Here is a 24,493-nt window from a genome sequence, read left to right on the forward strand (position 1 = left end):
CCGGCTACATCAGCCGGGTACGGAGCTCCAGCCAGGCCTCCGCGTCGGCCCGCAGTTCCGGGTCGCGGACGCGGGGGAGGTGCTCACGGGTGGCGAGCGAGAGGCGCTTGGCCTGCCGGGAAAGGTTCATCACCGTGATGTTCTCGCGCGAGTACGCCGTGGTGTCCCGGGTCACCACGTCGGCCCGGGACACCGGGATGGCGTCAAGACAGACACGCACCGTCTCGTCCGGCGGCAGCAGCGCGTACCGGGCCGTCTGGAGGAGGGCCTCCGTACGGTCGACAGCCCCGGCCGCCTCGCACTCCCGGAGCAGCCAGAGCCCGAGCCCGGCCCAGCGGGCCCGCTCCTGATCCGTGCCCCCGGGGATTCTCCGGCGGCAGGCCACCCACAGGAACCACCACCAGTGCGCTCGCTCCGCCGCGGGCTCCGGACTCCGCCGCACGGCCCACCGCTCCCGCGCGTCCTGGCCGAGCCCCGCCAGATGCACCACCTGGTCCCGGAGGGTCTCCTGGGACCAGCGCGCACGCTCGCTCCGGGGGCCCGGCCCGAACGATGTCGGCGCCGAGAGCTTGAGGACCGTCCCGTCCTCCTCGTCGACCAGCAACCCGACCCCGCTGTCCACGCGTACATAGCGCCGGCACCCCAGCCCGTCGGGGGCCACCTCGACGAGCGGGAACTCCAGCCGGTCCAGAGCCGCCGCCAAGTCTGCGATCAGCAGGGGAACGTCGAGTCGGTGGGCCTGCACCATGGCATGGAGCCCCTCCCACGGTGCCTCGGGCGAATCCCGTTGCCAGGCGAACTCGGCGAGGCCGTACGAGCGCAGCAACTGTCCCTGGTCACCGCTCTCCGCGTACCCCTCCCCCAGGAGTCCGGTGACCTCGTCCGGGGTGGAGGTGGCGTCGGCGCCGTCCACGGTGCCGCTGATGACGAAGCCGGTACAGATACTCAAGCCCGGAAGGGCCGGGGGTGCGCCGACTCACCGCCCCAGCGCGTCCCGTACGGCCTCCTCCGACCGCGCCACCACAGCAGTCCCGTCCTGCGCGGTGATGATCGGCCGCTGGATCAGCTTGGGGTGCTCGGCCAGCGCCGAGATCCACCGCTCGCGCGAACCGGCGTCCTTCGGCCACTCCTTGAGCCCGAGCTCCTTCGCGGCCGGCTCCTGGGTCCGGGTGATGTCCCACGGCTCCAGCCCGAGCCGGTCGAGCACCGCCCGGATCTCGTCGGGGGACGGCACGTCCTCCAGGTAGCGGCGGACGGTGTACTCGGCACCCTCGGCGTCGAGCAGATCGACTGCGCTGCGGCACTTGGAACAGGCGGGGTTGATCCAGATCTCCATGGGGCCAAGGATACGGGAGGGATCCTCGAAAAGGCCTCTGGCCAGGGGCGATTGTCAGTGGCGGGCAGTAAAATAGAGGGAGTTCGTGAGGGTTCCACCACCGTGCCAGGAGGTTGCCGATGGCCGTTGCCACAGTCACGACCGAGCCGCTCCACAAGCCGCTGCGGAAGAAGCCGCTCCCCGCGGGCAGGCCCCGCGAGTGGTACGTCTCCCACAACCGCCGCCTCAAGGCCATGCGCCTGGCGATCGCCCTGCTCGACACGGGCGTCTACCACCCGTCGAGCGCCGACAACGACAGGATCCGTGCGACAGCCGACCGTCTCGCCATCCACCCGCCGTCCGACACCACCTGCCGCATGGTCCGCGCCCTGATCCGCTACGGCCGCTGACACCGGCACTGTGCCCCCGGAAGACCGGGGGCACAGGCGTGTCCCGTGCCTGTGCCGTGCCGTGGGAGACAGTGCCAGACTGCACGCCATGTCACTCGCCGACCTGACCTTCGACCGCTGGTGCGACCTGGACCGGGACGCGGCAGCGCGGTATGCCGAGGAAGCAGCCCGCCGGGTGGACGGCCGGCTCGTCAGGCTGGACAGCGCCCCGCATCTCGGAGGTGTCCTGCACCGTGCCGTCGTCGAACGGGCGGGCGATGAATACGCGTTGATACCCGGAGGCCGGGTGACCGTCGGCTTCGATCCGGACGCCTGGCAGCCGCTGCCCGAGCAGCTCGTCTCCTACCGGGAGGAGAGCCTCGCCGGCGGCTTCGGCTTCGACGAGGACCCGCGAACCCACCTGGCGCGCGTGATGACTCCGCTGCGCACGGTCACACTGGCGACCGTGCTGATGGCGGTGGAGCCCGGCAAGCTCCCCGAACTCCCCGAGCTGGTCCCGGCCCTGCTCGCCGAGCGCGGTCTGAGGCTGCCGGCTCCCGACGAGTGGGAGCACGCCTGCGGTGCGGGGGCGCGGACGCTGTTCCGCTGGGGGGACGACTGCCCGTCGGACACGCCTCCGTACGGCAGCGGGCCCGGCCCGCAGCACCGGCCCAACGCCTTCGGTCTGCGCATCGCCTTCGATGTCTACGACACGGCCGAGATGACCTCCGACCCGGGTTCCGTGTACGGCGGAGACGGCGGGGAAGCGGTCTGCGGCGGTTACGGCACCTTCATGGAGTGGCTGCCGCTGGCCACTTCCCACCACAACCCGTCCATGGCGGAGTTCCTCAACGGCCCCGAGGGCGAGGACATGTTCGAGGACTTCAACGCCCGCCCGGTCATCGATCTCGGCTGAGGAGCGACAAGGTGTGACGTGTCACAGACAACGTGGCTGTGCTGTGGGAACTTCAACCCTGCTACTCCTCAGTTGAGTTATCGACGCGCGCGTGGAGAGGGTCGAATTGAGCACTCTGCAAGCCATCACGCTCGACCAGGTGGTCGACACGGACCGCTACCCCCTGTCGGACCCCGAAAGCACCGAAGGACAGGCGGTGATCGCGCGGGCCCGGCACGAGCTGGCCACGGTCGGCTGCACCGTACTGCCGGACTTCATCCGCCCGTCGCTCCACGAGGTCCTGCGCCAGGAGTGCGCAGCCATCGCACCCCAGGCGTACTTCGACGTCGAGACCGTCAACGTCTACAACATCGCCGTGGACTCGGACCTGCCCGAGGACCACCCCGGCCGGCGCACCTTCCAGCGGGGCAACGCGTTCGTCGCGCGCGACCGCATCCCCGAGGGCGCCCTCATCAGCCGGCTCTACGCGCACGAGGTGTTCCAGCGCTTCGTCGCCGACTGCTTCGGTCTGCCGCAGTTGCATGAGCTCGCCGACCCGCTCTCCGGCCTCGTTCTCAACGTCGTACGGCCGGGTATGGAGCACCCATGGCACTTCGACACCAACGAGTACACGGTGAGCATGCTGACCCAGCAGGCGCAGGCGGGCGGTGACTTCGAGTACTGCCCGAACATCAGGTCCGCCGAGGACGAGCGCTTCGACGCCGTCCGTGACGTACTGGACGGCAGCGCCCGGGGCGAGCGCCTCCCCCTGCAACCGGGAGACCTGCAGCTCTTCATGGGCCGCTACTCACTGCACCGCGTCAGCCCGGTGGAGGGCGAGGTGGCACGCCACTCCGCGATCTTCGCCTACAGCGAGCGCCCCGGCGTCATCGGGAGCGTGGCCCGTACCCGGCAGCTCTTCGGCCGCGTCCTGCCCGCACACCAGGCCGCCGAAGGCCGGGCCGTACGGGGCGACAAGCTGCTGGACTAGCGGGCGGCCCGCGCAGCCCCTTCCTGCCCCGCCCCGCGATCCACGGAGGAGTAAGCCCCTTGCGTTTCGACGCGAACGGAAAAGTCTCGCTCGACCACATCTACACCGCGCCGGACCCGCGCACGTACTTCCAGGTGCTCCGCCCCCTCGGCTACTGCGTTCCGCAACAGGCCAAGCCCTACTTCGAGAAGCTGATCAAGGAGTACCGGGAGTCCGAGGAGGTGGCGGTCCCGACCGTCCTGGACATCGGCTGCTCCTACGGGATCAACGCCGCCCTGCTGAAGTACGACGCGACGATGGACGAGCTGTACGCGCGCTACGGCGACGCTGCCCGGATATCCCGCGAGGAACTCCTGGAGCGCGACCGCGATCTCTCCCGCTCCCGCAGACCCGCGCACGGCCTCCGCTTCACCGGTCTGGACGCCTCCACCAGCGCACTGGACTACGCGCGCGAGGCCGGTTTCCTCGACGAAGCGGTCCACGCCGACCTGGAGACGAACGACCCCACACCGGAGCAGCACGCCCGGCTCGCCGGGACGGACATCGTGATCTCGACGGGCTGCATCGGCTACGTCACCGAGCGGACCCTTGTCCGCGTCGTGCGGGCGCAGGGCGAACGGCGTCCCTGGATGGCGCACTTCGTCCTGCGGATGTTCCCCTTCGACCCGGTCGAGGACGCCCTGGCCGGACTCGGATACCGCACCGTCCGGGTCGACGGCGTCTTCAAACAGCGCAAGTTCGCCGACCCGCAGGAACAGACACGCGTGCTGGACAGCATGGCGGCGGCGGGAGTGGATGCGCGGGGCCTGGAGGAGGAAGGCTGGATGTACGCACAGCTCTACCTCTCCCGCCCGAACTGAAACCCCGCCACCCTTCCCACCAACCGAAAGCAGAGCCGAATTGAACGTCAGCCAGGAAGTTGCGGTCAGCGCCACCTTCGCCCGGGAGGGTGACCTGCCGCGCGTGCCGCTGCCCACGCTCGAGGCGAGCTGCGAGAGGTTCCTCGCCTGGAGCGCACCGCTCCTGACCGCCGAGGAGCGGGCGGCGACCGAGGCCGAGGTCGCCGCCTTCCTGCGGCCCGGCGGACCCGGCCGGATCCTGCACGCGGCGCTGGAGGAGTACGACGGCACCGAGGGCGTGCACAGCTGGCTCGACACCTTCTGGCCGTACCGCTACCTCGGCCGCCGGGACCGGATCGCGCTCAACGCCAACTTCTTCTTCCTGTTCCAGGACACCGGCCAGGGGCAGCTCGAGCGGGCGGCCGGGCTCGTCGCCGGGGCGCTCAACTACAAGCGGCAGCTCGACGAGGGCCTCATCGCACCGGTGGAGCAGCGCGGAGTGCCCCAGTCGATGGTGCAGAACAAGTACCTCTTCTCCACGACCCGTATCCCCGGTGTCCCCCTGGACACCGTGCGCGCCCCGTACGGCGACAGCGCACCCGGCCCCTCCACGGCCCGGCACATCGTGGTGTTCTTCCGGGGCAGCATGTTCCGGCTGGACGTGCTCGGTGAGGACGGCGCCCCGCACAGCCTCGACGAGATCGAAGCCGGGCTGCGCGCCGTGACCAAGGCCGACGTGCACACGGACGAGGCGGACCGGGCGGGCCACCTCACCACCATGGCGCGCGCGGAGTGGGCGGCTGCCCGGGACGCCCTCCTCGCCCACCCCCGCAACGCCGAAACGCTGGACGACATCGAGACCGCGCTGTTCTGCGTCTGTCTGGAGGGCTTCGCGCCCGAGGACACCAAGGCCACCTGCGACGAACTGCTGTACGGAGACCGGGGCAACCGCTGGTTCGACAAGGCCGTCTCCTTCGTCGTCTACACCAACGGCCGGGCCGGCATCAACGTGGAGCACTGCGAGCTCGACGGGACGACCATCCTCAGCTTCACCGACGCGCTGCTCAGCACCACGCCCGAGGAGCACGCCCGCCGGTCCGGCGCCCGCTCGCAGGGCCAACCGGTCCCGCAGCCCCTCGCCTTCGAGCTCGACGGCACCCTGCGGGCCCAGGTGCGTACGGCTGCCGAAGCGTTCGCCGCGTACGGTGCCGCCACCGCCACCAGCACGGTCTCCTTCGACGACTTCGGCAGCACGGCGGCCAAGGCACTCGGAGTGTCCCCGGACGCGTTCGTCCAGGTGGCCTACCAACTGGCCCACCAGCGCGCCAAGGGGCACCTCGGCGCCACGTACGAGTCGATCGCGACCCGCCAGTTCCGGCACGGGCGGACCGAGGCGATGCGCGTCGTCACCCCCGAGATGCCGGCCTTCGTCGCCGCGATGGACGACCCGGCGGCGGACCGCGAAACCCGCCGCGCCGCGTTCCGCGCAGCCGCGGGCGCCCATGTGGCCCGTGCGAAGCAATGCCAGGCCGGGGATGCCCCCGAGCAGCACCTGTGGGAGCTGGAGCTCATCCAGCGCCGCCGCGGCGAGGAACTCGGGGTCACCGAGCAGCCCGCCCTGTACCGCTCACCGGGCTGGCTCACCATGCGGGACGACTACCTGAGCACCAGCTCGGCGCCGTCGGAGAACATCCAGTACTTCGGCTTCGGCTCCACGAGCAGCAAGTGCATCGGCATCGCCTATGTCCTGCTGCCCGACCGCTTCAACCTCTACCTGAGCACCCCGCTGCCGGTGGCCGCCCAGATGCACGCCTTCGCGGACCGTCTGGGCGAGGCGGTCGCGGAACTGCGCGAACTGCTGGCTGGCTGACAGCGCACCCGGCGGGCGGGCGGTGAGCGGCCGGTACGGCTCAGCTCGCCGCCCGCCCGGCCTTGCGTGCTTTCACCGCCATGACGATCGGTGCGGGGGCACCGTGCTCGGCGAACCGCTCGAGCGCCAGCCCGGCATCGAGGAAGCCGTGGAGGAGTCCGGGCAGGGGCAGATGCCCCGCTCCCACCTTGTCGCGCAGCCCCTGGTCCGTCCACGAGGCCGTGGTCCAGCCGTCATCCAGACAGCCGGGGCGGATCACCACGGCATCGGCATCCGTCCGGTCGGCGAAGCCGCCGCGGAAACAGGGATGGACACCGATGTGCACGAACACCCCGCCGGGCCGCAGGACGCGGGCCGCTTCGTGGAGCACGGCCGGGTAGTCGGGCATGTCGGTGTGCACCATCACCGCGATGACGGCACCCACGGATCCGTCGCGGACCGGCAGCCGCGCGGCATCGGCCTGTGCGACCGGCAGGCGATCGCGCGCATGACGCAGCATCCCGGCGGACAGGTCGATGCCGAGGGGAGCCCAGCCGAGCTCGCGAAGCCGTGCCGCGTGGACGCCGGTGCCGCAGCCGATCTCCAGACAGGCGGCACCTGCTCCCGGGCCGATGAGTTCTCCCAGGAGACGACCGAGGCTACGAGGGTTGCCGTCGGCGGCTCCCGCCTCCGGGCCGCCGAGGAATTCCCGCTCGTACCAGTCCGCTATCCGGTCGTACGCCGCTGTCCGCGTCATGTGTTGGTCCATTCCTCGGTGGGGCCGTTGCCTCACGTACCTGCCCCGTCACGGGCGCTCCGGTGTCGGTTTCGCCGGGGGCACAACGGGCCGGCGGGCTTCGACCACGCCCTGGGGCAGCACCGGCGGTAGCGCACGGAAGGCCGGCCGACATCAGGCCCGCCGGGATGCGGCGTGGAGACGTAGCCCTCCGCAGGGGTCGGGGGCGCACCGGGGCACTCCACCGGGCACGCGTTGACGAGCAGCGGCAGGACACCGGTCGCCACACCGAGCGATGTCCGGACCTGCAGGAGCAGGCCGTCCTCCAGCGGGCCGTCGCAGACGCTGCGGCTGCGGCTGCGGCTGCGGATCGCGTCCGCACCCCGCCGATGCGGGTCCGCCGCGCCAAACCCACTCGTCCGCCTGCCGGAGCAGGGGAAGGGCGGCCGGTACGTGACGTCGCCGTACAGGGACTGCGTACTGAGTGTGCTCCTCGCGCCGGTCGAGGCAATGGCACCGGTCACGGTCCCGTCGAGCCGCAGAAAAGGCCGTCGGCCGTGTCTTCCGGGAAGGGAAGAACACGGCCGACGGCCCACAGACTGCCCAGGTGAGCGGAAACCCGCTCCGACCTGTGGCGTTCCTAGATGTCGAAGTACAGCTCGAACTCGTGCGGGTGCGGGCGCAGCTGGATCGGGGCGATCTCGTGGGTGCGCTTGTAGTCGATCCACGTCTCGATCAGGTCGGGCGTGAAGACGCCGCCGGCCTGGAGGTAGTCGTGGTCCGCCTCGAGGGCGTCGAGGACCGCCGGGAGCGAGGTCGGGACCTGCTGGACGCCCGCGTGCTCCTCGGGGGCCAGCTCGTAGAGGTCCTTGTCGATCGGCTCCGGGGGCTCGATCTTGTTCTTGACGCCGTCCAGGCCGGCCATCAGCAGGGCCGAGAACGCCAGGTACGGGTTCGAGGACGGGTCCGGGGCGCGGAACTCGACGCGCTTCGCCTTCGGGTTGGAACCCGTGATCGGGATGCGCATCGCGGCGGAGCGGTTGCGCTGCGAGTACACCATGTTGACCGGGGCCTCGAAGCCGGGGACCAGGCGGTGGTAGGAGTTCACCGTCGGGTTGGTGAAGGCCAGCAGCGACGGGGCGTGCTTGAGGATGCCGCCGATGTAGTAGCGGGCCATGTCCGACAGGCCGGCGTAACCCTGCTCGTCGTAGAAGAGCGGCGTGCCGCCCTGCCACAGCGACTGGTGGACGTGCATGCCCGAGCCGTTGTCGCCGAAGATCGGCTTCGGCATGAAGGTCGCGGTCTTGCCGTTGCGCCAGGCGACGTTCTTCACGATGTACTTGAAGAGCATCAGGTCGTCGGCCGCGGCGAGCAGCGTGTTGAACTTGTAGTTGATCTCCGCCTGGCCGGCGGTGCCGACCTCGTGGTGCTGGCGCTCGACCTGGAGGCCGTTCTTGTCCAGCTCCAGGGAGATCTCGGCACGCAGGTCGGCGAAGTGGTCGACCGGCGGCGTCGGGAAGTAGCCGCCCTTGTAGCGGACCTTGTAGCCGCGGTTGTTCTCCTCCGACCCGGTGTTCCAGGCGCCGGCCTCGGAGTCGATGTGGTAGAAGCTCTCGTTCGCCGACGTCTGGAAGCGGACGTTGTCGAAGACGTAGAACTCGGCCTCGGGGCCGAAGTACGCGGTGTCGGCGACACCGGTCGAGGCGAGGTAGGCCTCGGCCTTCTTGGCCACGTTCCGCGGGTCACGGCTGTACTGCTCGCCCGTGATCGGGTCGTGGATGAAGAAGTTGATGTTGACGGTCTTGTCGCGGCGGAACGGGTCGACGCGGGCGGTCGAGATGTCCGCGCGGAGCGCCATGTCGGACTCGTGGATGGCCTGGAAACCGCGGATCGACGAGCCGTCGAACGCGAGCTCCTCGGTCGGGTCGAAGACCGCCGCCGGGATGGTGAAGTGCTGCATCACACCGGGCAGGTCGCAGAATCGGACGTCGATGAACTTGACGTCTTCGTCGGCGATGTACTTCTTCACGTCGTCGGCGTTCTGGAACATCCAACTCCTCCTACTCCCGACCCGGAGAAGGGCGGGGTTGCAGCTCTTTCGTGCGGCCAGTGCGGTGGCACACGCTGGACCCGACCATAGGCAGACAGGATTTCTCAAGCATGACCCATTTGTTTCGCCCAAGTTAACCAGGCCGGGCGTCAGTGGCACCTCAGCGACGTTTATCAGTGCCCCGCCCGGCAGGGTGCAAACACGGGCGCAGTACCGTGGACGGGTGGACAACAGGCAAGCAATCGGATCGTGGCTCTCGGGGCCACGCGCGGCAGCCGAGGAGATGGGCGCCGACTTCGGTTACCGGGGCGAGCGCCTCGGTCTGCCCCAGGAAGGTCCGGGGTCGGTGGCCCCGCTCGGCCGGCGCTTCGGGGCACTCTTCATCGACTGGACCGTGTGCATGGTGATCGCATACGGGCTGCTCGCTCGCGGTGACCAACAGGCAGCCGGGAACTGGGCGCTGGGCGTCTTCCTCGTACTGAGTCTGCTGACGGTCGGAACCATTGGTTCCACGCCGGGAAAGCGCATCCTGGGCCTCCGGGTCGTCGCCGAGGACGGCCGGCGGCTCGGCACCGGGCGGGTGATCGTCCGGACCGTACTGCTGCTCCTGGTCATCCCCGCCGTGGTCTGGGACCGCGACAGCCGGGGTCTTCACGACCGGCTGGCCCGTGCCGTCCAGGTACGCATCTGACGCGCATCCGAGTACGGAGCAACGAGGGCGGCCCCGGACGAATGTCGTCCGGGGCCGCCCTCGTTCCGTACGAAGTACGTCAGCGCATCTTTCCGCCGCGCGGCATCCGCATGCCCTTCGGCATCGGGCCCTTCGGCAGCGGCATGTTGCTCATCAGGTCGCCCATCGCCCGCAGCCGGTCATTGGCCGCAGTCACCTGCGCGCCCGTCAGGACCCGCGGAAGCTTCAGCATCTTGGTGCGCACCTTCTTGAGCGGCACCTGGCCCTCGCCGTCACCGACGATGATGTCGTGCACCGGCACGTCCACCACGATCCGGGCCATCTTCTTCTTCTCCGCCGCCAGCAGGCCCTTCACCCGGTTCGGGTTGCCCTCGGCGACCAGCACGATGCCCGCCTTGCCGACGGCCCGGTGGACGACGTCCTGGCTGCGGTTCATCGCGACCGCCGGAGTCGTGGTCCAGCCGCGGCCGACACGGTCCAGCACGGCCGCCGCAGCGCCCGGCTGTCCTTCCATCTGCCCGAAGGCCGCGCGCTCGGCACGCCGTCCGAAGATGATCGCCATTGCGAGGAGGGCCAGTACGAAGCCCAGGATGCCCGCGTAGACCGGGTGGTCGATCAAGAAACCGATCGCGAGGAGGACACCGAAGGTGACGATTCCCACACCCGCGACGACAAGACCGATCTTGGGGTCCGTCCGCCTGGTCATCTTGTAGGTCAGGGCGATCTGCTTGAGCCGCCCTGCGTTCTCGGCGCTGTCCGCGCCTTCAGTGGTGTTTGCCTTCCTCGCCATGTACTGAAGTTTACGTGGCCCCGGACCGGCCTAGGAACGGCGGTCGGCCACAGCCTCCAGTACATGCTGTGCCTCGACCCGGTCCTTGGCCCTGCGGCGGTCCTCGAGGACCGCCGTCCAGGCGTTCCGGCGGGCGGTGCGCTGGCCGCTGCTCATCAGCAGCGACTCGACGGCGCGGAGTGCGGTGGTGACGGACGGGATCGCGTTGGCTCGTACCGGCGCGGCGTGCATCGTGGATGTTCCCCCTCGGAGCGGATGCGCGCACCCGGCGCGCACTGGGTAGCGGGAAGCGGTGACGGCGGCGGCCGCGGGAGCTGCCGCTGTATGTGTACCTAGGGTCACTGCTTGGTGTTACCAGTGCATGACCGGTCGGTCAAACACCAATGAAACTCTGATTTCGGCGTCGCGCACGCCGACGCGGCCCATACGGGCCCCCGACCTGCGGGGAGCGTACGGACCGCGTCGAATCAGCCATTACCGCTCAGTAGCTTCTTGTGCGCGGATTCACACGGCCTGGGTGGCCGCGGTCGCGTCCGCGACGGCCGCGCCACGCCGCTCCATCGCCTGCTGGAAGAGACGGCCGGCGCGGTACGAGGAGCGCACCAGCGGCCCCGACATCACCCCGGAGTAGCCGATCGCGTCGGCCTCGTCCTTCAGCTCCACGAACTCGTGCGGCTTCACCCAGCGCTCGACCGGGTGGTGCCGCGGGGTGGGCCGCAGATACTGCGTAATCGTGATGAGCTCGCAACCCGCGTCGTACAGGTCCTGGAGCGCCTCGCTGACTTCCTCACGGGTCTCGCCCATGCCGAGGATCAGGTTCGACTTCGTCACCAGACCGGCCTCACGGGCCCGTGTGATGACTTCCAGGGAGCGCTCGTAACGGAAACCGGGGCGGATCCGCTTGAAGATCCGCGGCACCGTCTCGACGTTGTGCGCGAGCACCTCGGGGCGCGAGGAGAAGACCTCGGCGAGCTGCTCGGGATCCGCGTTGAAGTCGGGGATCAGCAGTTCCACCTTGGTGGCGCCGGTCGCCCGCTCCGCGGTCAGGGCATGGATCTGGCGCACGGTCTCCGCGTACAGCCAGGCGCCGCCGTCCTCCAGGTCGTCGCGGGCGACGCCGGTGATGGTGGCGTAGTTCAGGTCCATCGTGACCACGGACTCGCCCACACGGCGGGGCTCGTCGCGATCGAGGGCCTCGGGCTTGCCCGTGTCGATCTGGCAGAAGTCGCAGCGCCGGGTGCACTGGTCGCCGCCGATGAGGAAGGTCGCCTCGCGGTCTTCCCAGCATTCGTAGATGTTCGGACAGCCGGCTTCCTGGCACACGGTGTGCAGACCCTCGCTCTTCACGAGCTTCTGCATCTTCGTGTACTCGGGGCCCATCTTCGCCCGGGTTTTGATCCACTCCGGCTTGCGCTCGATGGGGGTCTGGCTGTTTCGGACCTCCAGGCGCAGCATCTTGCGCCCGTCGGGTGCGACACCGGACACTCCGGCACCCCTTTGCTTTCGCTGCATTGGATTCTTCGGCGAACACCAGGGTACGCCCGTGGTTAGAACGGCCTTACGTCTGCCCAACCTGTGGCCGACAGGGCCTATTCCCGGCCTGCCGGCTGTGCGGAGGCGACCGCGTTCCCGGTGGCGGCGGTCCCGACGACGCGGGGCGCGAGCTCCGCGCCCTCCAGGATGTCCCTGAGGTGCTTCTCGGCGACCGGCAGGACCTGGGCGATCGTGACCTCCCGGCCCAGCTCGTACGAGAGCGAGGTGACGCCGGCGTCCCGGATACCGCACGGCACGATCCTGTCGAACCACGTGTTGTCCGGGTTCACGTTCAGCGCGAAGCCGTGCATCGTCACACCCTTGGCGACCCGGATGCCGATCGCGGCCAGTTTGCGGTCCTCGCGGCGCTGGCCGGCGTTGGACGGCGCGTACTCGGGGCCGTTCAGCCGGGCGTCGAACTCCTCGTCGTGCAGGCGGGGGTCGAAGTCCAGGGACAGTCCGCCGAGCGCGGGGCGCTCCTCGACCGGGTCGCCGAGGACCCAGACACCACTGCGGCCCTCGACCCGGGAGGTCTCCACGCCGAAGTCGGCGGCCGTACGGATCAGGGCGTCCTCGAGCCGTCGCACGTGGGCGACGACGTCGACCGGCCGCGGCAGCTTCTGGATGGGATAGCCGACGAGCTGGCCCGGGCCGTGCCAGGTGATCTTTCCGCCGCGGTCCACATCGATGACAGGGGTGCCGTCCAGGGGGCGCTCACTGTCGGTGGTGCGCCGCCCCGCCGTGTAGACGGGCGGGTGTTCGAGGAGCAGGCAGGTGTCGGGTACGGAGTCCTCGAACCGGGCCGCGTGCACCTCCCGCTGCTTCTGCCAGGCCTCCTGGTAATCGACCGCTTCCTCGCCGAATCCCAGACGGACGAACCGCAGCTCACTCACTTCGGGTGCCTCCCTACTCGCGGTGTCGGGAGGCCGGGGGTGTCCCGGGACCACGGCACCGTGCACTGATGTGCGCCCCGAGCCACTGTACGACCGCTCGGGCGACAGGCGTCCGGCAGGTCGTGCCCGGCCCTCCCGTCAGCGATGTCCGCAATTCTCACACGATCGGATGAATGTGGGGCGAAGGTCGTTGGGGTCGCGGCCGGGACGGCTAAGTTCGCGCCGTTCCATAAGGGCTGCCCGCCCGGCCCCGAAGGCAGGAGACCGTACAGCTGATGTCGGAACGACCTCCGCAGCGCACCCCCAACAGGCGGCTCGCTGCGCTCATCGCGGAAGCCGGATTCTCCCATGCGGGTCTGGCCCGCCGGGTGGATCAGCTGGGCCTCGAACACGGCCTCGATCTGAGGTACGACAAAACCTCGGTGACCCGCTGGCTGCGAGGTCAGCAGCCCAGGGGAACCACCCCCGCGCTGATCGCGGAGGTCTTCACCCGGAGGCTGGGGCGCCGGCTCTCCGCACAGGATCTGGGCCTGGACGCGTGCGCACCCGTCTATGCCGGTCTGGAGTTCGCGGCCACGCCCGCCGAGGCCGTCGACATCGTCAGCGGGCTGTGGCGGAAGGACTCCGGCAGCCACGCGGAGCTGCGCAAGATCGCGTTCACCCCGGCCGGACTCGTCGTCCCCAGCCGGGACTGGCTGATCGGGCGGGCCGACGAATGGGTCGGACGCGGAGAACCGCCGACGGCGGCAGCAGCTCCTCGCGGGGCGAGCAGCGTGAACGGTACGAACGGGGCCCAGGTGCACGGCACGGCGGGCCTGCCCGTCCCGCGCACACCCGCCGACACGAGCGCGATCCGCACGCCGAACGGCTTCCACGCGGCCGGCGGTGCCCACACGCTCCATGGACCCGGGGGTACGCCCGGCGCGACTGCACACGGCGGCCGGCCCGGCAGCCGAGGTCCCGGCTCCGCCCGGCCGCCCGCCCCGGCGCAGCCGCCCCTCGGCGTGCCCCGTCAGCGGCAGACCGACCGCGGCCCCGGCCAGCGGGTCGGCAGCGGCGACGTCGCCGCCCTGCGGTCGGTCGGTGAGCTCTTCCGCACCCTGGACAACGCCTACGGCGGCGGGCACGCCCGGCAGGCCCTCGTCAGATACCTGGAGCACGAGGCGGAGCCCATGCTCCGGGGGAGCTACGGCGAGGCCGTCGGCAGGCGTCTGTTCTCGGCGGCCGCCGATCTGACCCGGCTGGCGGGCTGGACCTCGTACGACATCGCGGCGCACGGCCTCGCCCAGCGCTACTTCGTCCAGGCGCTGCGGCTCGCGCAGGCGGCCGGGGACCGGGCGTACGGCTCGTTCGTCCTGATCACGATGAGCCGGCAGGCGGTGTATCTCGGACACGGCAGGGAAGCGGTCCAGCTGGCGCGGGTCGCCCAGCAGGGGATCGGGTCCTCGGCGCCGCCCGTGGTCATGGCGATGCTGCACGCGGTCGAGGCGCGCGGGCACGGGATGCTCGGCGAGACCCGGGCGTGCATCGCCGCACTCGTACGGGCGGAACGGTCCCTGCAGGCCGAGCGTCCCGGGGACGACGTGCCGCACTGGGCCCGCCACTACGACGAGGCGCAGCTCGCCGACGAGTTCGGTCACTGCCATCGCGATCTGCAGCAGTACCGGGTCGCCGTGCAGCATGCCGAGCGGTCGCTCCAGCTGCGCGCTCCGGCGTACGCCCGCAGCAGGCTGTTCTGCCGCGTGGTGCTCGCTTCCGCACGGCTCGGGCTCGGCGAGCTGGACCAGGCCTGCCTGCTGGGCGCCGAGGCGGCCCAGCAGGCGTCGGAGATGCGGTCGGTGCGCGCCACGGAGTACGTGCGGGACTTCGAGCGCCGGCTGGAGCCGTACCGGGACGCGGTGGCCGTGCGCGGCTACCGCGACCGGGTCGCCGCGCTCGGCTGATGCGGCCTACGCCGCCGCGGGCAGCGCCGCACCGTTCCCGGGTTCCTGCCGCACCCCGAGATCCGCGAGGATCGCCGAGGCCGCGCGGTGCCCCGAGTGCAGGGCGCCCTGGACCGTGCTCGAGTCGCGGTGGTCGCCGCACACGTACAGGCCGGCCAGGACCCGGACCGGCCGGCGCAGATCGTGCGGGGGCGGCATGGCGGGCACCGCCTCCGGATCGTGATGGGCCGCCAGGAGCTCCCAGTCGTGCGTGGGCGCGCCGTACAACACGGCGAGGTGGGCGCGGACCGTGCGGTCGAGGTCCGGTGGCGGGGGGCCGAGCACCGTGGAGGTGATCAGCGTCCGGCCGTGCGGTGCGCGCGAGGGGTCCACCTCGCTCATCACGGCGGTGTGCGCGACCGGACCCGAGCGGTCCGCGTCCAGCAGCAGGTGTGCTCCCGTCGACGGGGGAGCGGGTGCGGTGTGGTGGAGCACCGTCACGGGGTGGAAGGCCGGCATCCGCAGACCGGGCAGCAGTTCCGCGGCGGCGCCCGCCCCGGTGGCCAGCAGCAGGGATCGGCAGCCCAGTTCGCCGTGCTCCTTGGTGCGTACGGACGTGATGTCGGCGGCCGTGACGTGCACCCCGGTGCGTACGGTGCCGGGCGGCAGGGCGGCCGCCAGAAGCCGGGGCAGTGCTGCGGAACCGCCCGACGGTACGCAGAGCCTGCCGCGTGCGTAGCTGCGCAGTGCGAGCTCGGCGCAGCGGCTCGATGTGGTGAGCGTGGGGTCGCTGAGCAGCGCGGTGAGCAGGGGGTGCAGGAAGCCGCTGACCATGCGCGGGGAGAGACCGCGCGCCGACAGGGCCGAGAGCGCGGTCCGGTCGGGCCGGGCCAGGATCCGGGCTGCCGGTGTGGCGGCCAGGCGGCCGAGCCAGGCCCCCAGCCTGGCCTGTTCGATCGTCCCGCCCAGGGGCGCGCGGGGGGCGCTCGATCGGGTGCGCACTGCTCTGAGTGCGCCCTTTGCGCTCCGTACGTCACCGGCGCGGTACCGGCGGCCCCCGCTGTGGACGAGCATCCCGGGGGCGAAGTCCCGCAGCACCAGGCCGTCGAGACCCGGGGTGGTGCTCAGCTCCGGATACGCGGAGCTGAGCAGTGGACCGATGTGGTCGAGCCGGAACCCGTCCACTTCGTGGGTGACCATCCGGCCGCCGACGTGCGGGGCGGCCTCCAGAACGCTGACGTTCACTCCTGCGCTGGTCAGTTGGTGAGCCGCTGACAGGCCGGCGATCCCGGCCCCGATGATGACCACATCCGCGTGGTGTGCCGTGTGTGCCGTAAACACGTACCCCTCCCCGAGTCGGCGCGACTGGTGGGAGGCTCTTGCCCCCAACAGGCCCCCGGAATGCCCGAGTTCGGGTCGAGGCTAGGTGGATGGCTGATGCGGGCACAGTCGCGCGCACCCGGGGTCACCGGTGCACGGGGTCGCACGGGCCCCCGGCGGGGCGGTGCCGGGACGCCCACCGGACAGGGCGCCGAAGGCGCCGAGGAGGCGGGCGGTGACCGCTGAGCTGCACCGCTGCGCGGGGTGGCTGTCCCGGCCGCGCGGCCGGGCGGGCGGGCTCAGCGCAGCGCTGCGCGGATGGCGGCGTCGATTCCGGGGAAGGCGAACGAGAAGCCCGAGTCGAGAAGTTGGCCGGGTAGCACCCGCTGGCTGCCCAGTACGTCCCCGGCGAACTCCCCGAGAGCGATACGCAGCGCGGGCGCCGGGGCCGTGAACAGGGTCGGACGGCGCAACACCCGTCCCATCGCGGCCGTCACCTGTCCGTTGGTGGCGGGGGAGGGGCCGGTCAGATTCACCGGGCCGGACAGCGACTCCGTGTCCAGGATGTGCCGCATCGCCGCGATGTGGTCGTGCAGGGCGATGAAGCTCCAGTACTGCCGCCCGTTCCCGAGCCGTCCGCCGAGTCCGGCCCTGAACAACGGAAAGAGACGGCCCCAGGCCCCGCCCTCCCGGGCGACGACCAGCCCGGTCCGGGCGTGCACCGTCCGCACGCCCGCCTCCTCGGCAGGAGCCGCGGCCTCCTCCCACTCCACGCACAACGACGGCAGGAAGCCCTCGCCCGGCGGCGCGCTCTCGTCGACCGCACGGTCCCCGGTGTCCCCGTAGTAGCCGATGGCGGACCCGGCCAGCAGGACCTTCGGCGGTGCGTCGAGGGAGGCGACGGCCTCGGCGATCGCCGCCGTGCCCAGGACCCGGCTGTCCCGGATCTCCTGCTTGTACGCCGGGGTCCACCGGCGGTCGCCGACCCCGGCACCCGCGAGATGGACCACCGCGTCGCAGCCGACGAGGCCCGCCACGTCCACGTACTGACGCTTCGGGTCCCACTCCACCTCGTCGCCGGTGGCGGCGGGGCGGCGTACCAGGCGCACCACCTCGTGCCCGTCGGCCCGCAGCGAGCGCACGAGCGCCGCTCCGATGAGGCCGGTCGATCCGGTGACGGCGATACGGGAGCGCTGCATGGCCTCCATCCTGCCCCATGGATCGCGCGTCACGCGGAACACGGCGTGGCACAGTGGCACGCATGGCCGAGCCGCGATTCCTTTCCCTCCTGCCCGTCCGACTCGCCGTGCAGGCGGACCGGAGCGCGCTCGGTGAGCTCGACCGGGCCACCTGGTCGACGCTGCACGCCGTCCAGCCGAGGCCCCAGCCCCCTTACGGGCCCTTCTTCGACGAGCGGCACAGGCCCGAGGAATTCCTGGTGGCCGTCGCTGTCACCGATGCGGGCGAGGAGCACATCGCCGGGTACCTCCGGCTCGCTCCGGCGACCCCGCTCGCCTGCAACGCGCACGTGCGGCAGATACAGGGCCTCGCCGTGGCCGAGTGGGCGCGGGGCCACGGCATCGCGCGGGCGCTGCTGCGCGCCTCGTACGCGGAGGCACGGCGGCAGGGAGCGGGGCGGCTCACCCTGCGGGTGCTCGGGCACAACACCCCTGCGCGGGAGCTCTACGCAGCGGAGGGCTTCGCCGTCGAAGGCGTGCTGCCCGGCGAGTTCTTCCTGAACGGGCGGTACGCCGACGACGTCCTGATGGGCCGTTCGCTGATGTCCTGAGCGGTGCCGTGCCCGTCAGGCCGGGCCGAAGCGGCTCCAGAGCGCGGGGAGCCGTTCCTCCAGCGCCGCGTCGTCCTCGAAGTCGATGGGCGCGCCGGCCGGCTCGGCGGCCTGCGGCGGCAGGCCCAGGTCCGGCGCCACCACACCGGTCAGGTGCTCGTACGCCTCGTCGGCGGCATAACCGAGATCCTCGCCGTCCCCGTCGAGTTCCTCGTCGAAGTCGTCGAGCAGCTCGGCGAGGCTGTCGGGATCGTGCACCGCTCCCTCGAAGACCTCCCGGCCCTGCCCGATCAGCCAGCACCTGAAGAAGTCGAACGCGTCGTCGCTCGCCCCGCCGAGCAGCACGGCGGCCGCGCCCCACAGGTCCCAGCCGTACGCGCGGTTGTAGCGGGCCTCGAAGTGCCTGGCGAAATCCAGCACGGAATCGGGATCGAGCTGCACCAGCCGTTCGACGAGCAGGTCGGCATGGTCCTCGGGGTCGCCGTCGGCGGCCTCGCGGGTGCTGTCGATGATCTCCCAGAACTCCGTCTCGTCCATCACTGGTCCAGCATCGGCCTTGGCGGCGGGCGACGCACGCGGAGACACCGAAATGAAGCCTTCAGTCGTAGAGGTCGCGCAGACGTTCGACGGTATCGGCAAAACGTTCGCGCAGGGTGGCAGGTGCCAGGACCTCCAACTCCGGTCCGAGGACGAGCAGCTGGCTGTACGCGACATCCTCGGACTCGACCGGCAGGGTGAGCGTGCGCCACCCTCCTGCGTCCGGCGGATCGGCCGCGGCCAGTGCCTCGTCCGCAGCGGCCCTGTCCACGGTGTGCGGCAGCCGGCGCGCCCCCGCCTCGGACAGCCGTACCGTCACCTCGGTACGCAGGATCGACCGGGCGAACTGTGCGGCGCGCTCCTCCCAGAACCGGGGCAGATCGAAGCCCTCGTCCCGTACGAACCGGGTCGCCGTCACGGCGACCGCGGTGAACCGGTCGATGCGGTACACCCGGAAGTCGTCGGCCACCCGGGCGCAGAGGTACCAGACCCCGGCCTTCAGCACGAGCCCGTACGGGGACATCTCCCGCTCCACCTCGCTCGTGGGGCTGCGGCGGTAGCGGGCCCGGACCATCCGGTCGTCCCAGACCGCCTCCGCGACGGCGGGCAGCAGCTCGGGGGTGACCGGCTCGTGGTACCAGCCGGGCGCATCGAGATGGAAGCGCTGGGCGGCGGTCCGCGAGGCGTCCCGGAGCGAGGGGAGCAGGGCGGCCGAGACCTTCAGCCGGGCAGCGGACGCGGCGTCGTCGAGCCCCATCTCGCGCAGGGCCAGAGGCAGCCCGGACAGGAAGAGCGCCTCGGCCTCGTGGCGGGCCAGGCCCGTGAGCCGGGTCCGGTAACCACCGACGAGCCGGTACCCTCCTGTGCGCCCCCGGTCCGCGTACACGGGCACGCCCGCCTCGGACAGGGCCTGGGCGTCCCTGGTCACGGTGCGCTCCGAGACCTCCAGCTCCGTCGCCAGCTCGGCGGCGGTCATGCTGGGCCGGGACTGCAGGAGCAGGACCATCTTGATGAGCCGGGCAGCACGCATGGAGCCATTGTGGGCGCCGGGCGACGACGGCGGGGCAGGTGCCGGAGACCTGCCCGGCGCCTGCCCCGTCCTCCTGCCTACAGCCCGTACCGCTCCCGGGCTTCCTTGATCGTCGAGGCCGGGACCTCGCCGCGGCGGACCAGCTGGGCCAGGGCCGCGACCACGATCGACTGCGCGTCCACGCCGAAGTGGCGGCGGGCCGCGTCGCGGGTGTCGGAGAGGCCGAAGCCGTCCGTGCCCAGCGAGGACCAGTCCTGATCCACCCACTGGCTGATCTGGTCCGGTACCGCGCGCATCCAGTCGCTCACCGCGAGGACCGGGCCCGGCGCACCGGAGAGCGCCTGGGTCACGTACGGCACCTGCTGCTCACCGCGGAGCAGCGCCTCGTCGGCCTCCAGCGCGTCGCGGCGCAGCTCGCCCCACGAGGTGGCGGACCAGACGTCGGCCGTGACACCCCAGTCGGCGGCCAGGAGTTCCTGGGCCTTCAGCACCCAGTGGATCGCCGTACCGGAGCCCAGAAGCTGCAGGCGCGGCGCGTCCGCCGTGGCGGGCGTTCCCTCCTTGAAGCGGTACAGGCCCTTGACGATGCCCTCCTCGACGCCTTCCGGCATCGCGGGCTGCTGCTTCGGCTCGTTGTAGACCGTCAGGTAGTAGAAGACGTTCTCGGCCTCGGGGCCGTACATCCTCCGCAGACCGTCCTTGACGATCACCGCGATCTCGTACGCGAACGCCGGGTCGTAGTTGAGCGACGCCGGGTTCGTGGACGCGATCAGGTGCGAGTGGCCGTCCGCGTGCTGCAGACCCTCGCCCGTCAGGGTCGTGCGGCCCGCCGTGGCGCCGACGATGAAGCCCTTGCCGAGCTGGTCGGCGAGCTGCCACATCTGGTCGCCGGTCCGCTGCCAGCCGAACATCGAGTAGAAGATGTAGAAGGGGATCATCGTCTCGCCGTGCGTCGCGTACGACGTGGCGGCGGCGATGAAGTCGGCCATGGCGCCGGCCTCGGTGATCCCCTCGTTGAGGATCTGGCCGTCCTTGGCTTCCTTGTAGTACATCAGCTGGTCGCGGTCGACCGGGTCGTACGTCTGGCCGAGCGGCGAGTAGATACCCGCCGACGGGAACAGCGACTCCATGCCGAAGGTACGGGCCTCGTCCGGGACGATCGGCACCCAGCGTCTGCCGGTCTCCTTGTCCCGCATCAGGTCCTTCACCAGGCGGACGAACGCCATGGTGGTGGCCATCTCCTGCTTGCCGGACCCCTTGTACAGGGCCTTGAAGGCGCGCTCCTCGGGCTGCGGCAGAGCCACCGCGTGCACCCGGCGGGCGGGGGCCGGACCACCGAGGGCGGCGCGGCGCTCCTGGAGGTAGCGGACCTCGGGGGAGTCGGCGCCCGGGTGGCCGTAGGGGACCAGTCCGTCCTCGAAGGCGCTGTCCGGGATCGGGAGGCCGAGCAGCTCGCGCATGCTCTTGAACTCGTCGGTCGACAGCTTCTTCATCTGGTGGTTGGCGTTCTTGGACTCGAAGCCCTTGCCGAGCGTGTAGCCCTTGACCGTCTGGGCCAGGATCACGGTCGGCGCGCCCTTGTGCTCCACGGCGGCGCGGTAGGCCGCGTACACCTTGCGGGCCTCGTGACCGCCGCGGGAGCTGTAGAAACACTCGGCGATCTTGGCGTCGCTCAGCAGCTTCGCCAGCTCGGCGAGCGCGGGCTCGGCGCCGAAGAAGTGCTCGCGGATGTAGGCCACGTCGCGGGTCGCGTACGTCTGGAACTGTGCGTCCGGCACCTCGCGGAGGCGGCGGATCAGCGCGCCCGTGGTGTCCAGCTGGAACAGCTCGTCCCAGGCGTTGCCCCAGAGCGTCTTGATGACGTTCCAGCCGGCACCGCGGAACGCGCCCTCCAGCTCCTGGACCACGCGGAAGTTGGCGCGGACCGGGCCGTCGAGGCGCTGCAGGTTGCAGTTGATGACGAAAGTCAGGTTGTCGAGCTGCTCACGGGCCGCGAGGGCCAGGGCTGCGGTCGACTCGGGCTCGTCCATCTCGCCGTCGCCCAGGAAGGCCCAGACGTGCGAGTTCGACGTGTCCTTGATGTTGCGGTTGGCCAGATAGCGGTTGAAGCGCGCCTGGTAGATCGCCGAGAGCGGGCCGAGGCCCATCGACACGGTGGGGAACTCCCACAGCCAGGGCAGCCGCCGCGGGTGCGGGTAGGACGGCAGGCCCTCACCGCCCGACTCCTGGCGGAAGTTGTCGAGCTGCTGCTCGCTGATCCGCCCGTCGAGGAAGGCGCGGGCGTAGATGCCGGGCGAGGCGTGGCCCTGGATGTAGAGCTGGTCGCCCGATCCGTCGCCCTCCTTGCCGCGGAAGAAGTGGTTGAAGCCCGTCTCGTACAGCCAGGCTGCCGAGGCAAAAGTGGCTATGTGGCCGCCGACGCCGTACCGGGCGCCACGGGTGACCATCGCGGCCGCGTTCCAGCGGTTCCAGGCGGTGATCTTCGATTCCATCTCCAGGTCGCCGTCGAAGGCGGGCTCCGCGGAGGTGGGGATGGTGTTGACGTAGTCGGTCTCCAGCAGCTTGGGCAGCGCGATACCGGCGCCCTCCGCGTGCTGGAGCGAACGACGCATCAGGTATGCGGCGCGGTGCGGGCCCGCGGCCTTGGTGACGGCGTCCAGGGAGGCCGCCCATTCGGCAGTCTCCTCGGGGTCGCGGTCCGGGAGCTGGTCGAGCTCGCTCGGAAGTTTTGCTACGGGGTCGGTCATGATCGCCGCCTTCCGGAGTGGAGGGGGGTGGAGAAGGCCCTGGCTGGCAGGACAGGGCGATGGGGCCGGTGGGCCCGCGACTGAACTGTAAGTCGCCGATCGATGATCGATCAAAGGATGAAAGGCAAAACTTCTCGATATGAAGAAAGTGGCATGGGGTGCCTCGAAACGGGGCACGGAGTGACGGGATTTTTGGGGTGAAACGGGCTCTGAGCTGCACAGTCGAGCACCCGGTGCCACAGATGGGTACGCGTCGTCGCGCGGGCTCACGCCGGGGGCGCGCACTCCAGACTCGTACTCGGGGCGCGCACCCCAGGCTCATGCTCGGGGTGCGAACCCAAAGCTCATGCTCGGGGTGCGCACCCCAGGACATGCTCCTTCACCAGTACCGCGATCTGCGGGTCCCGCCGCAGGAACGCGTCGATGAGCGCCTCGTGCTCCTCCGCGTACGACTTCTGCACCGTGCCCAGCCAGCGGATCGACAGGGCCGTGAACACCTCGATGCCCAGCCCCTCCCAGGTGTGCAGCAGTACGGCGTTCCCCGCCGCCCGCACCATCTCCCGGTGGAAGGCCACCGTGTGCCGCACCTGCGCCTCACCGTCGGCCAGCCGGTCCGCCTCGTACAGGGCCGCCACGTGCGGGGTCAGCGCCGAGCAGTCCTCGCCGAGTGCCGGGGCCGCCAGTTCCGCCGCGATCTGCTCGAGCCCGGCCCGTACGGGATAGCTCTCCTCCAGATCGGCCGCGGTCAGGTTCCGTACCCGTACGCCCTTGTTCGGTGCCGACTCGATCAGTCGCAGGGTCTCCAGCTCGCGCAGCGCCTCGCGCACGGGCGTCTGACTGACCTCCAGCTCGGTCGCGATACGGCGCTCCACGATCCGCTCGCCCGGCTTCCAGCGCCCGCTGACGATCCCGTCCACGATGTGCTCGCGGATCTGCTCGCGCAGCGAGTGGACGACGGGCGGGGTCATGACGGGCTCCTTCGGGGCAAACCGGTGCTGCCTACACCGACACGGCGCCCGAGGGCGACCGGTGGTGTCTAGACAATACGGCGGCGCCCCCGTCCGGGAGTGTTCCGGACGGGGGCGCCGCTGGTGAGGCTGGTTACAGCTGCACGGCTCAGAGGCCGAGTTCGACCTCGAACTCGCCGGCCTCAAGGATCGCCTTGACCGTGGTCAGGTAGCGGGCGGCGTCCGCGCCGTCCACCAGACGGTGGTCGTAGGAGAGCGAGAGGTACGTCATGTCGCGGATACCGATGACGGTGCCCTCGGCGGTCTCGATGACCGCCGGACGCTTGACGGTGGCACCGATGCCCAGGATGGCGGCCTGGTTCGGCGGCACGATGACGGTGTCGAACAGCGCACCGCGCGAACCGGTGTTGCTGACGGTGAAGGTGGCACCGGACATGTCGTCCGGGGTGAGGCCGCCACCGCGGGCCTTGCCGGCCAGCTCGGCGGTCTTCTTCGCGATACCGGCGATGTTCAGGTCGCCCGCACCCTTGATGACCGGGGTCATCAGACCCTTCTCGGCGTCCACGGCGATGCCGATGTTCTCCGAGTCGAAGTACGTGATGGTGCCCTCGTCCTCGTTGATCCGGGCGTTGACGACCGGGTGGGCCTTCAGCGCCTGGGCCGCCGCCTTCACGAAGAACGGCATCGGGGACAGCTTGACGCCCTCACGGGCGGCGAAGGACTCCTTCGCCTGGTTGCGCAGCTTCATCAGCTTGGTGATGTCGACCTCGAGGACCGAGGTCAGCTGGGCCTGCGAGTGCAGCGCCTTCATCATGTTGTCGCCGATGACCTTGCGCATGCGGGTCATCTTGACCGTCTGACCGCGCAGCGGGGACGCCTCGAGCTTCGGCGCGGCCTTGGCTGCCGGGGCAGCGGCGGCCGGAGCCGGAGCGGCAGCGGCGGCCTTGGCGGCCTCCGCGGCGGCAACGACGTCCTGCTTGCGGATACGGCCACCGACGCCGGTGCCCTTGACCGCGCCCAGGTCGACGCCGTTCTCGGCGGCGAGCTTGCGGACCAGCGGCGTGACGTACGCGCCGTCGTCACCGGAAGGCGCGGCCGGAGCGGCCGGTGCCGGGGTGACGGGTGCCGGAGCGGCGGCCACGGGCGCCGGGGCGGCCGGAGCCGCAACCGGGGCGGCGGGCGCCACCGGCGCCGGCGCTGCCGGCGCTG

General features: G+C 70.8%; 23 protein-coding genes. 8 read left to right on the forward strand and 15 right to left on the reverse strand.

Features of this window, described 5'->3' with window-relative positions:
* Positions 1–4 precede the first annotated feature (4 nt).
* Positions 5–949, reverse strand: a complete 945-nt coding sequence (locus ACFWBQ_RS16065) for a hypothetical protein (RefSeq protein WP_385488470.1) — start codon at positions 947–949, stop codon at positions 5–7.
* A 27-nt stretch (positions 950–976) separates the two neighbouring features.
* Entirely contained in the window at positions 977–1,336 is a 360-nt protein-coding gene (locus tag ACFWBQ_RS16070) for an arsenate reductase family protein (protein WP_385488473.1), read from the reverse strand.
* A gap of 119 nt (positions 1,337–1,455) precedes the next feature.
* Here ACFWBQ_RS16070 and ACFWBQ_RS16075 point away from each other — a divergent pair, with 119 nt between their 5' ends.
* From ACFWBQ_RS16075 to ACFWBQ_RS16095, 5 genes are all read left to right on the forward strand, one after another.
* Positions 1,456–1,725: a hypothetical protein gene (locus ACFWBQ_RS16075; protein WP_385488475.1), complete on the forward strand. Its 270-nt coding sequence runs from the start codon at positions 1,456–1,458 to the stop codon at positions 1,723–1,725.
* An 88-nt stretch (positions 1,726–1,813) separates the two neighbouring features.
* A complete protein-coding gene (locus tag ACFWBQ_RS16080; protein WP_385488478.1) occupies positions 1,814–2,620 on the forward strand; it encodes a hypothetical protein in 807 nt (268 codons plus the stop codon).
* A gap of 106 nt (positions 2,621–2,726) precedes the next feature.
* On the forward strand, positions 2,727–3,590 hold the full coding sequence (locus ACFWBQ_RS16085) for an arpA protein (protein ID WP_385488482.1): 864 nt from the start codon (positions 2,727–2,729) through the stop codon (positions 3,588–3,590).
* 59 nt (positions 3,591–3,649) lie between these two features.
* Entirely contained in the window at positions 3,650–4,450 is an 801-nt protein-coding gene (locus ACFWBQ_RS16090) for a class I SAM-dependent methyltransferase (protein ID WP_385488485.1), read from the forward strand.
* A gap of 40 nt (positions 4,451–4,490) precedes the next feature.
* Positions 4,491–6,299: a choline/carnitine O-acyltransferase gene (locus ACFWBQ_RS16095; protein ID WP_385488487.1), complete on the forward strand. Its 1,809-nt coding sequence runs from the start codon at positions 4,491–4,493 to the stop codon at positions 6,297–6,299.
* Between the two features lie 40 nt (positions 6,300–6,339).
* Here ACFWBQ_RS16095 and ACFWBQ_RS16100 read toward each other — a convergent pair whose 3' ends face one another.
* Positions 6,340–7,035, reverse strand: a complete 696-nt coding sequence (locus tag ACFWBQ_RS16100) for a class I SAM-dependent methyltransferase (RefSeq protein ID WP_385488491.1) — start codon at positions 7,033–7,035, stop codon at positions 6,340–6,342.
* A gap of 619 nt (positions 7,036–7,654) precedes the next feature.
* Positions 7,655–9,064 carry a type I glutamate--ammonia ligase gene (gene glnA, locus ACFWBQ_RS16105; protein WP_385488494.1) on the reverse strand — a complete coding sequence of 470 codons (1,410 nt, stop codon included), beginning with the start codon at positions 9,062–9,064 and terminating at the stop codon, positions 7,655–7,657.
* 223 nt (positions 9,065–9,287) lie between these two features.
* Between glnA and ACFWBQ_RS16110 the strand changes: the two genes are divergently transcribed.
* Entirely contained in the window at positions 9,288–9,755 is a 468-nt protein-coding gene (locus ACFWBQ_RS16110) for an RDD family protein (protein ID WP_385488498.1), read from the forward strand.
* A 79-nt stretch (positions 9,756–9,834) separates the two neighbouring features.
* Here the strand turns inward: ACFWBQ_RS16110 and ACFWBQ_RS16115 are convergent, their stop codons facing one another.
* The 4 genes from ACFWBQ_RS16115 to lipB all read right to left on the reverse strand — a co-directional run bounded on the left by ACFWBQ_RS16115 (position 9,835) and on the right by lipB (position 12,971).
* Positions 9,835–10,545 (reverse strand): DUF4191 domain-containing protein, encoded by a 711-nt coding sequence (locus ACFWBQ_RS16115; RefSeq protein WP_385488502.1) that lies wholly within the window; start codon positions 10,543–10,545, stop codon positions 9,835–9,837.
* A 30-nt stretch (positions 10,546–10,575) separates the two neighbouring features.
* Positions 10,576–10,776, reverse strand: coding sequence for a hypothetical protein (locus ACFWBQ_RS16120; RefSeq protein WP_329211826.1), 201 nt, complete (start codon positions 10,774–10,776; stop codon positions 10,576–10,578).
* 273 nt (positions 10,777–11,049) lie between these two features.
* Positions 11,050–12,030, reverse strand: a complete 981-nt coding sequence (lipA, locus tag ACFWBQ_RS16125; RefSeq protein ID WP_385488508.1) for a lipoyl synthase — start codon at positions 12,028–12,030, stop codon at positions 11,050–11,052.
* A 104-nt stretch (positions 12,031–12,134) separates the two neighbouring features.
* A complete protein-coding gene (lipB, locus tag ACFWBQ_RS16130) occupies positions 12,135–12,971 on the reverse strand; it encodes a lipoyl(octanoyl) transferase LipB (protein ID WP_385488512.1) in 837 nt (278 codons plus the stop codon).
* A gap of 275 nt (positions 12,972–13,246) precedes the next feature.
* Here lipB and ACFWBQ_RS16135 point away from each other — a divergent pair, with 275 nt between their 5' ends.
* Positions 13,247–14,914 carry a regulator gene (locus ACFWBQ_RS16135; protein WP_385488515.1) on the forward strand — a complete coding sequence of 556 codons (1,668 nt, stop codon included), beginning with the start codon at positions 13,247–13,249 and terminating at the stop codon, positions 14,912–14,914.
* Between the two features lie 6 nt (positions 14,915–14,920).
* On the opposite strand, the gene ACFWBQ_RS16140 is transcribed toward ACFWBQ_RS16135, so the two are convergent.
* Both ACFWBQ_RS16140 and ACFWBQ_RS16145 read right to left on the reverse strand, forming a co-directional pair.
* Entirely contained in the window at positions 14,921–16,234 is a 1,314-nt protein-coding gene (locus ACFWBQ_RS16140; protein ID WP_385488519.1) for an NAD(P)/FAD-dependent oxidoreductase, read from the reverse strand.
* A 278-nt stretch (positions 16,235–16,512) separates the two neighbouring features.
* Positions 16,513–17,412, reverse strand: coding sequence for a TIGR01777 family oxidoreductase (locus tag ACFWBQ_RS16145; protein ID WP_385488523.1), 900 nt, complete (start codon positions 17,410–17,412; stop codon positions 16,513–16,515).
* Positions 17,413–17,474: 62 nt separating this feature from the next.
* On the opposite strand from ACFWBQ_RS16145, the gene ACFWBQ_RS16150 reads away from it, so the two are divergent.
* Positions 17,475–18,002, forward strand: a complete 528-nt coding sequence (locus ACFWBQ_RS16150; protein ID WP_385488527.1) for a GNAT family N-acetyltransferase — start codon at positions 17,475–17,477, stop codon at positions 18,000–18,002.
* A 15-nt stretch (positions 18,003–18,017) separates the two neighbouring features.
* On the opposite strand, the gene ACFWBQ_RS16155 is transcribed toward ACFWBQ_RS16150, so the two are convergent.
* From ACFWBQ_RS16155 to sucB, 5 genes are all read right to left on the reverse strand, one after another.
* Positions 18,018–18,539 (reverse strand): DUF4240 domain-containing protein, encoded by a 522-nt coding sequence (locus ACFWBQ_RS16155; protein WP_385488580.1) that lies wholly within the window; start codon positions 18,537–18,539, stop codon positions 18,018–18,020.
* A gap of 61 nt (positions 18,540–18,600) precedes the next feature.
* Entirely contained in the window at positions 18,601–19,569 is a 969-nt protein-coding gene (locus ACFWBQ_RS16160; protein WP_385488531.1) for a helix-turn-helix transcriptional regulator, read from the reverse strand.
* Positions 19,570–19,646: 77 nt separating this feature from the next.
* Positions 19,647–22,316, reverse strand: coding sequence for a pyruvate dehydrogenase (acetyl-transferring), homodimeric type (gene aceE, locus ACFWBQ_RS16165; RefSeq protein WP_385488535.1), 2,670 nt, complete (start codon positions 22,314–22,316; stop codon positions 19,647–19,649).
* Positions 22,317–22,660: 344 nt separating this feature from the next.
* Entirely contained in the window at positions 22,661–23,284 is a 624-nt protein-coding gene (locus ACFWBQ_RS16170) for a GntR family transcriptional regulator (protein WP_385488539.1), read from the reverse strand.
* A gap of 148 nt (positions 23,285–23,432) precedes the next feature.
* The coding region (gene sucB / locus ACFWBQ_RS16175) for a 2-oxoglutarate dehydrogenase, E2 component, dihydrolipoamide succinyltransferase (RefSeq protein WP_385488542.1) at positions 23,433–24,493 on the reverse strand (1,061 nt) is incomplete at its 5' end.

It is taken from the genome of Streptomyces sp. NPDC060035, assembly GCF_042736635.1.
In the GTDB taxonomy this organism is placed as follows: Bacteria; Actinomycetota; Actinomycetes; order Streptomycetales; family Streptomycetaceae; genus Streptomyces.

Excerpts from the sequence above, each read along its gene's own strand:
- ACFWBQ_RS16150 (WP_385488527.1), top strand. The coding sequence starts at position 17,475 with ATGGCCGAGCCGCGATTCCTTTCCCTCCTGCCCGTCCGACTCGCCGTG.
- aceE (WP_385488535.1), bottom strand. The coding sequence starts at position 22,316 with ATGACCGACCCCGTAGCAAAACTTCCGAGCGAGCTCGACCAGCTCCCG.
- ACFWBQ_RS16135 (WP_385488515.1), top strand. The coding sequence starts at position 13,247 with ATGTCGGAACGACCTCCGCAGCGCACCCCCAACAGGCGGCTCGCTGCG.
- ACFWBQ_RS16160 (WP_385488531.1), bottom strand. The coding sequence starts at position 19,569 with ATGCGTGCTGCCCGGCTCATCAAGATGGTCCTGCTCCTGCAGTCCCGG.
- ACFWBQ_RS16170 (WP_385488539.1), bottom strand. The coding sequence starts at position 23,284 with ATGACCCCGCCCGTCGTCCACTCGCTGCGCGAGCAGATCCGCGAGCAC.
- ACFWBQ_RS16100 (WP_385488491.1), bottom strand. The coding sequence starts at position 7,035 with ATGACGCGGACAGCGGCGTACGACCGGATAGCGGACTGGTACGAGCGG.
- ACFWBQ_RS16080 (WP_385488478.1), top strand. The coding sequence starts at position 1,814 with ATGTCACTCGCCGACCTGACCTTCGACCGCTGGTGCGACCTGGACCGG.
- ACFWBQ_RS16070 (WP_385488473.1), bottom strand. The coding sequence starts at position 1,336 with ATGGAGATCTGGATCAACCCCGCCTGTTCCAAGTGCCGCAGCGCAGTC.
- ACFWBQ_RS16145 (WP_385488523.1), bottom strand. The coding sequence starts at position 17,412 with ATGCAGCGCTCCCGTATCGCCGTCACCGGATCGACCGGCCTCATCGGA.
- ACFWBQ_RS16120 (WP_329211826.1), bottom strand. The coding sequence starts at position 10,776 with ATGCACGCCGCGCCGGTACGAGCCAACGCGATCCCGTCCGTCACCACC.
- ACFWBQ_RS16075 (WP_385488475.1), top strand. The coding sequence starts at position 1,456 with ATGGCCGTTGCCACAGTCACGACCGAGCCGCTCCACAAGCCGCTGCGG.
- glnA (WP_385488494.1), bottom strand. The coding sequence starts at position 9,064 with ATGTTCCAGAACGCCGACGACGTGAAGAAGTACATCGCCGACGAAGAC.
- ACFWBQ_RS16115 (WP_385488502.1), bottom strand. The coding sequence starts at position 10,545 with ATGGCGAGGAAGGCAAACACCACTGAAGGCGCGGACAGCGCCGAGAAC.
- ACFWBQ_RS16155 (WP_385488580.1), bottom strand. The coding sequence starts at position 18,539 with ATGGACGAGACGGAGTTCTGGGAGATCATCGACAGCACCCGCGAGGCC.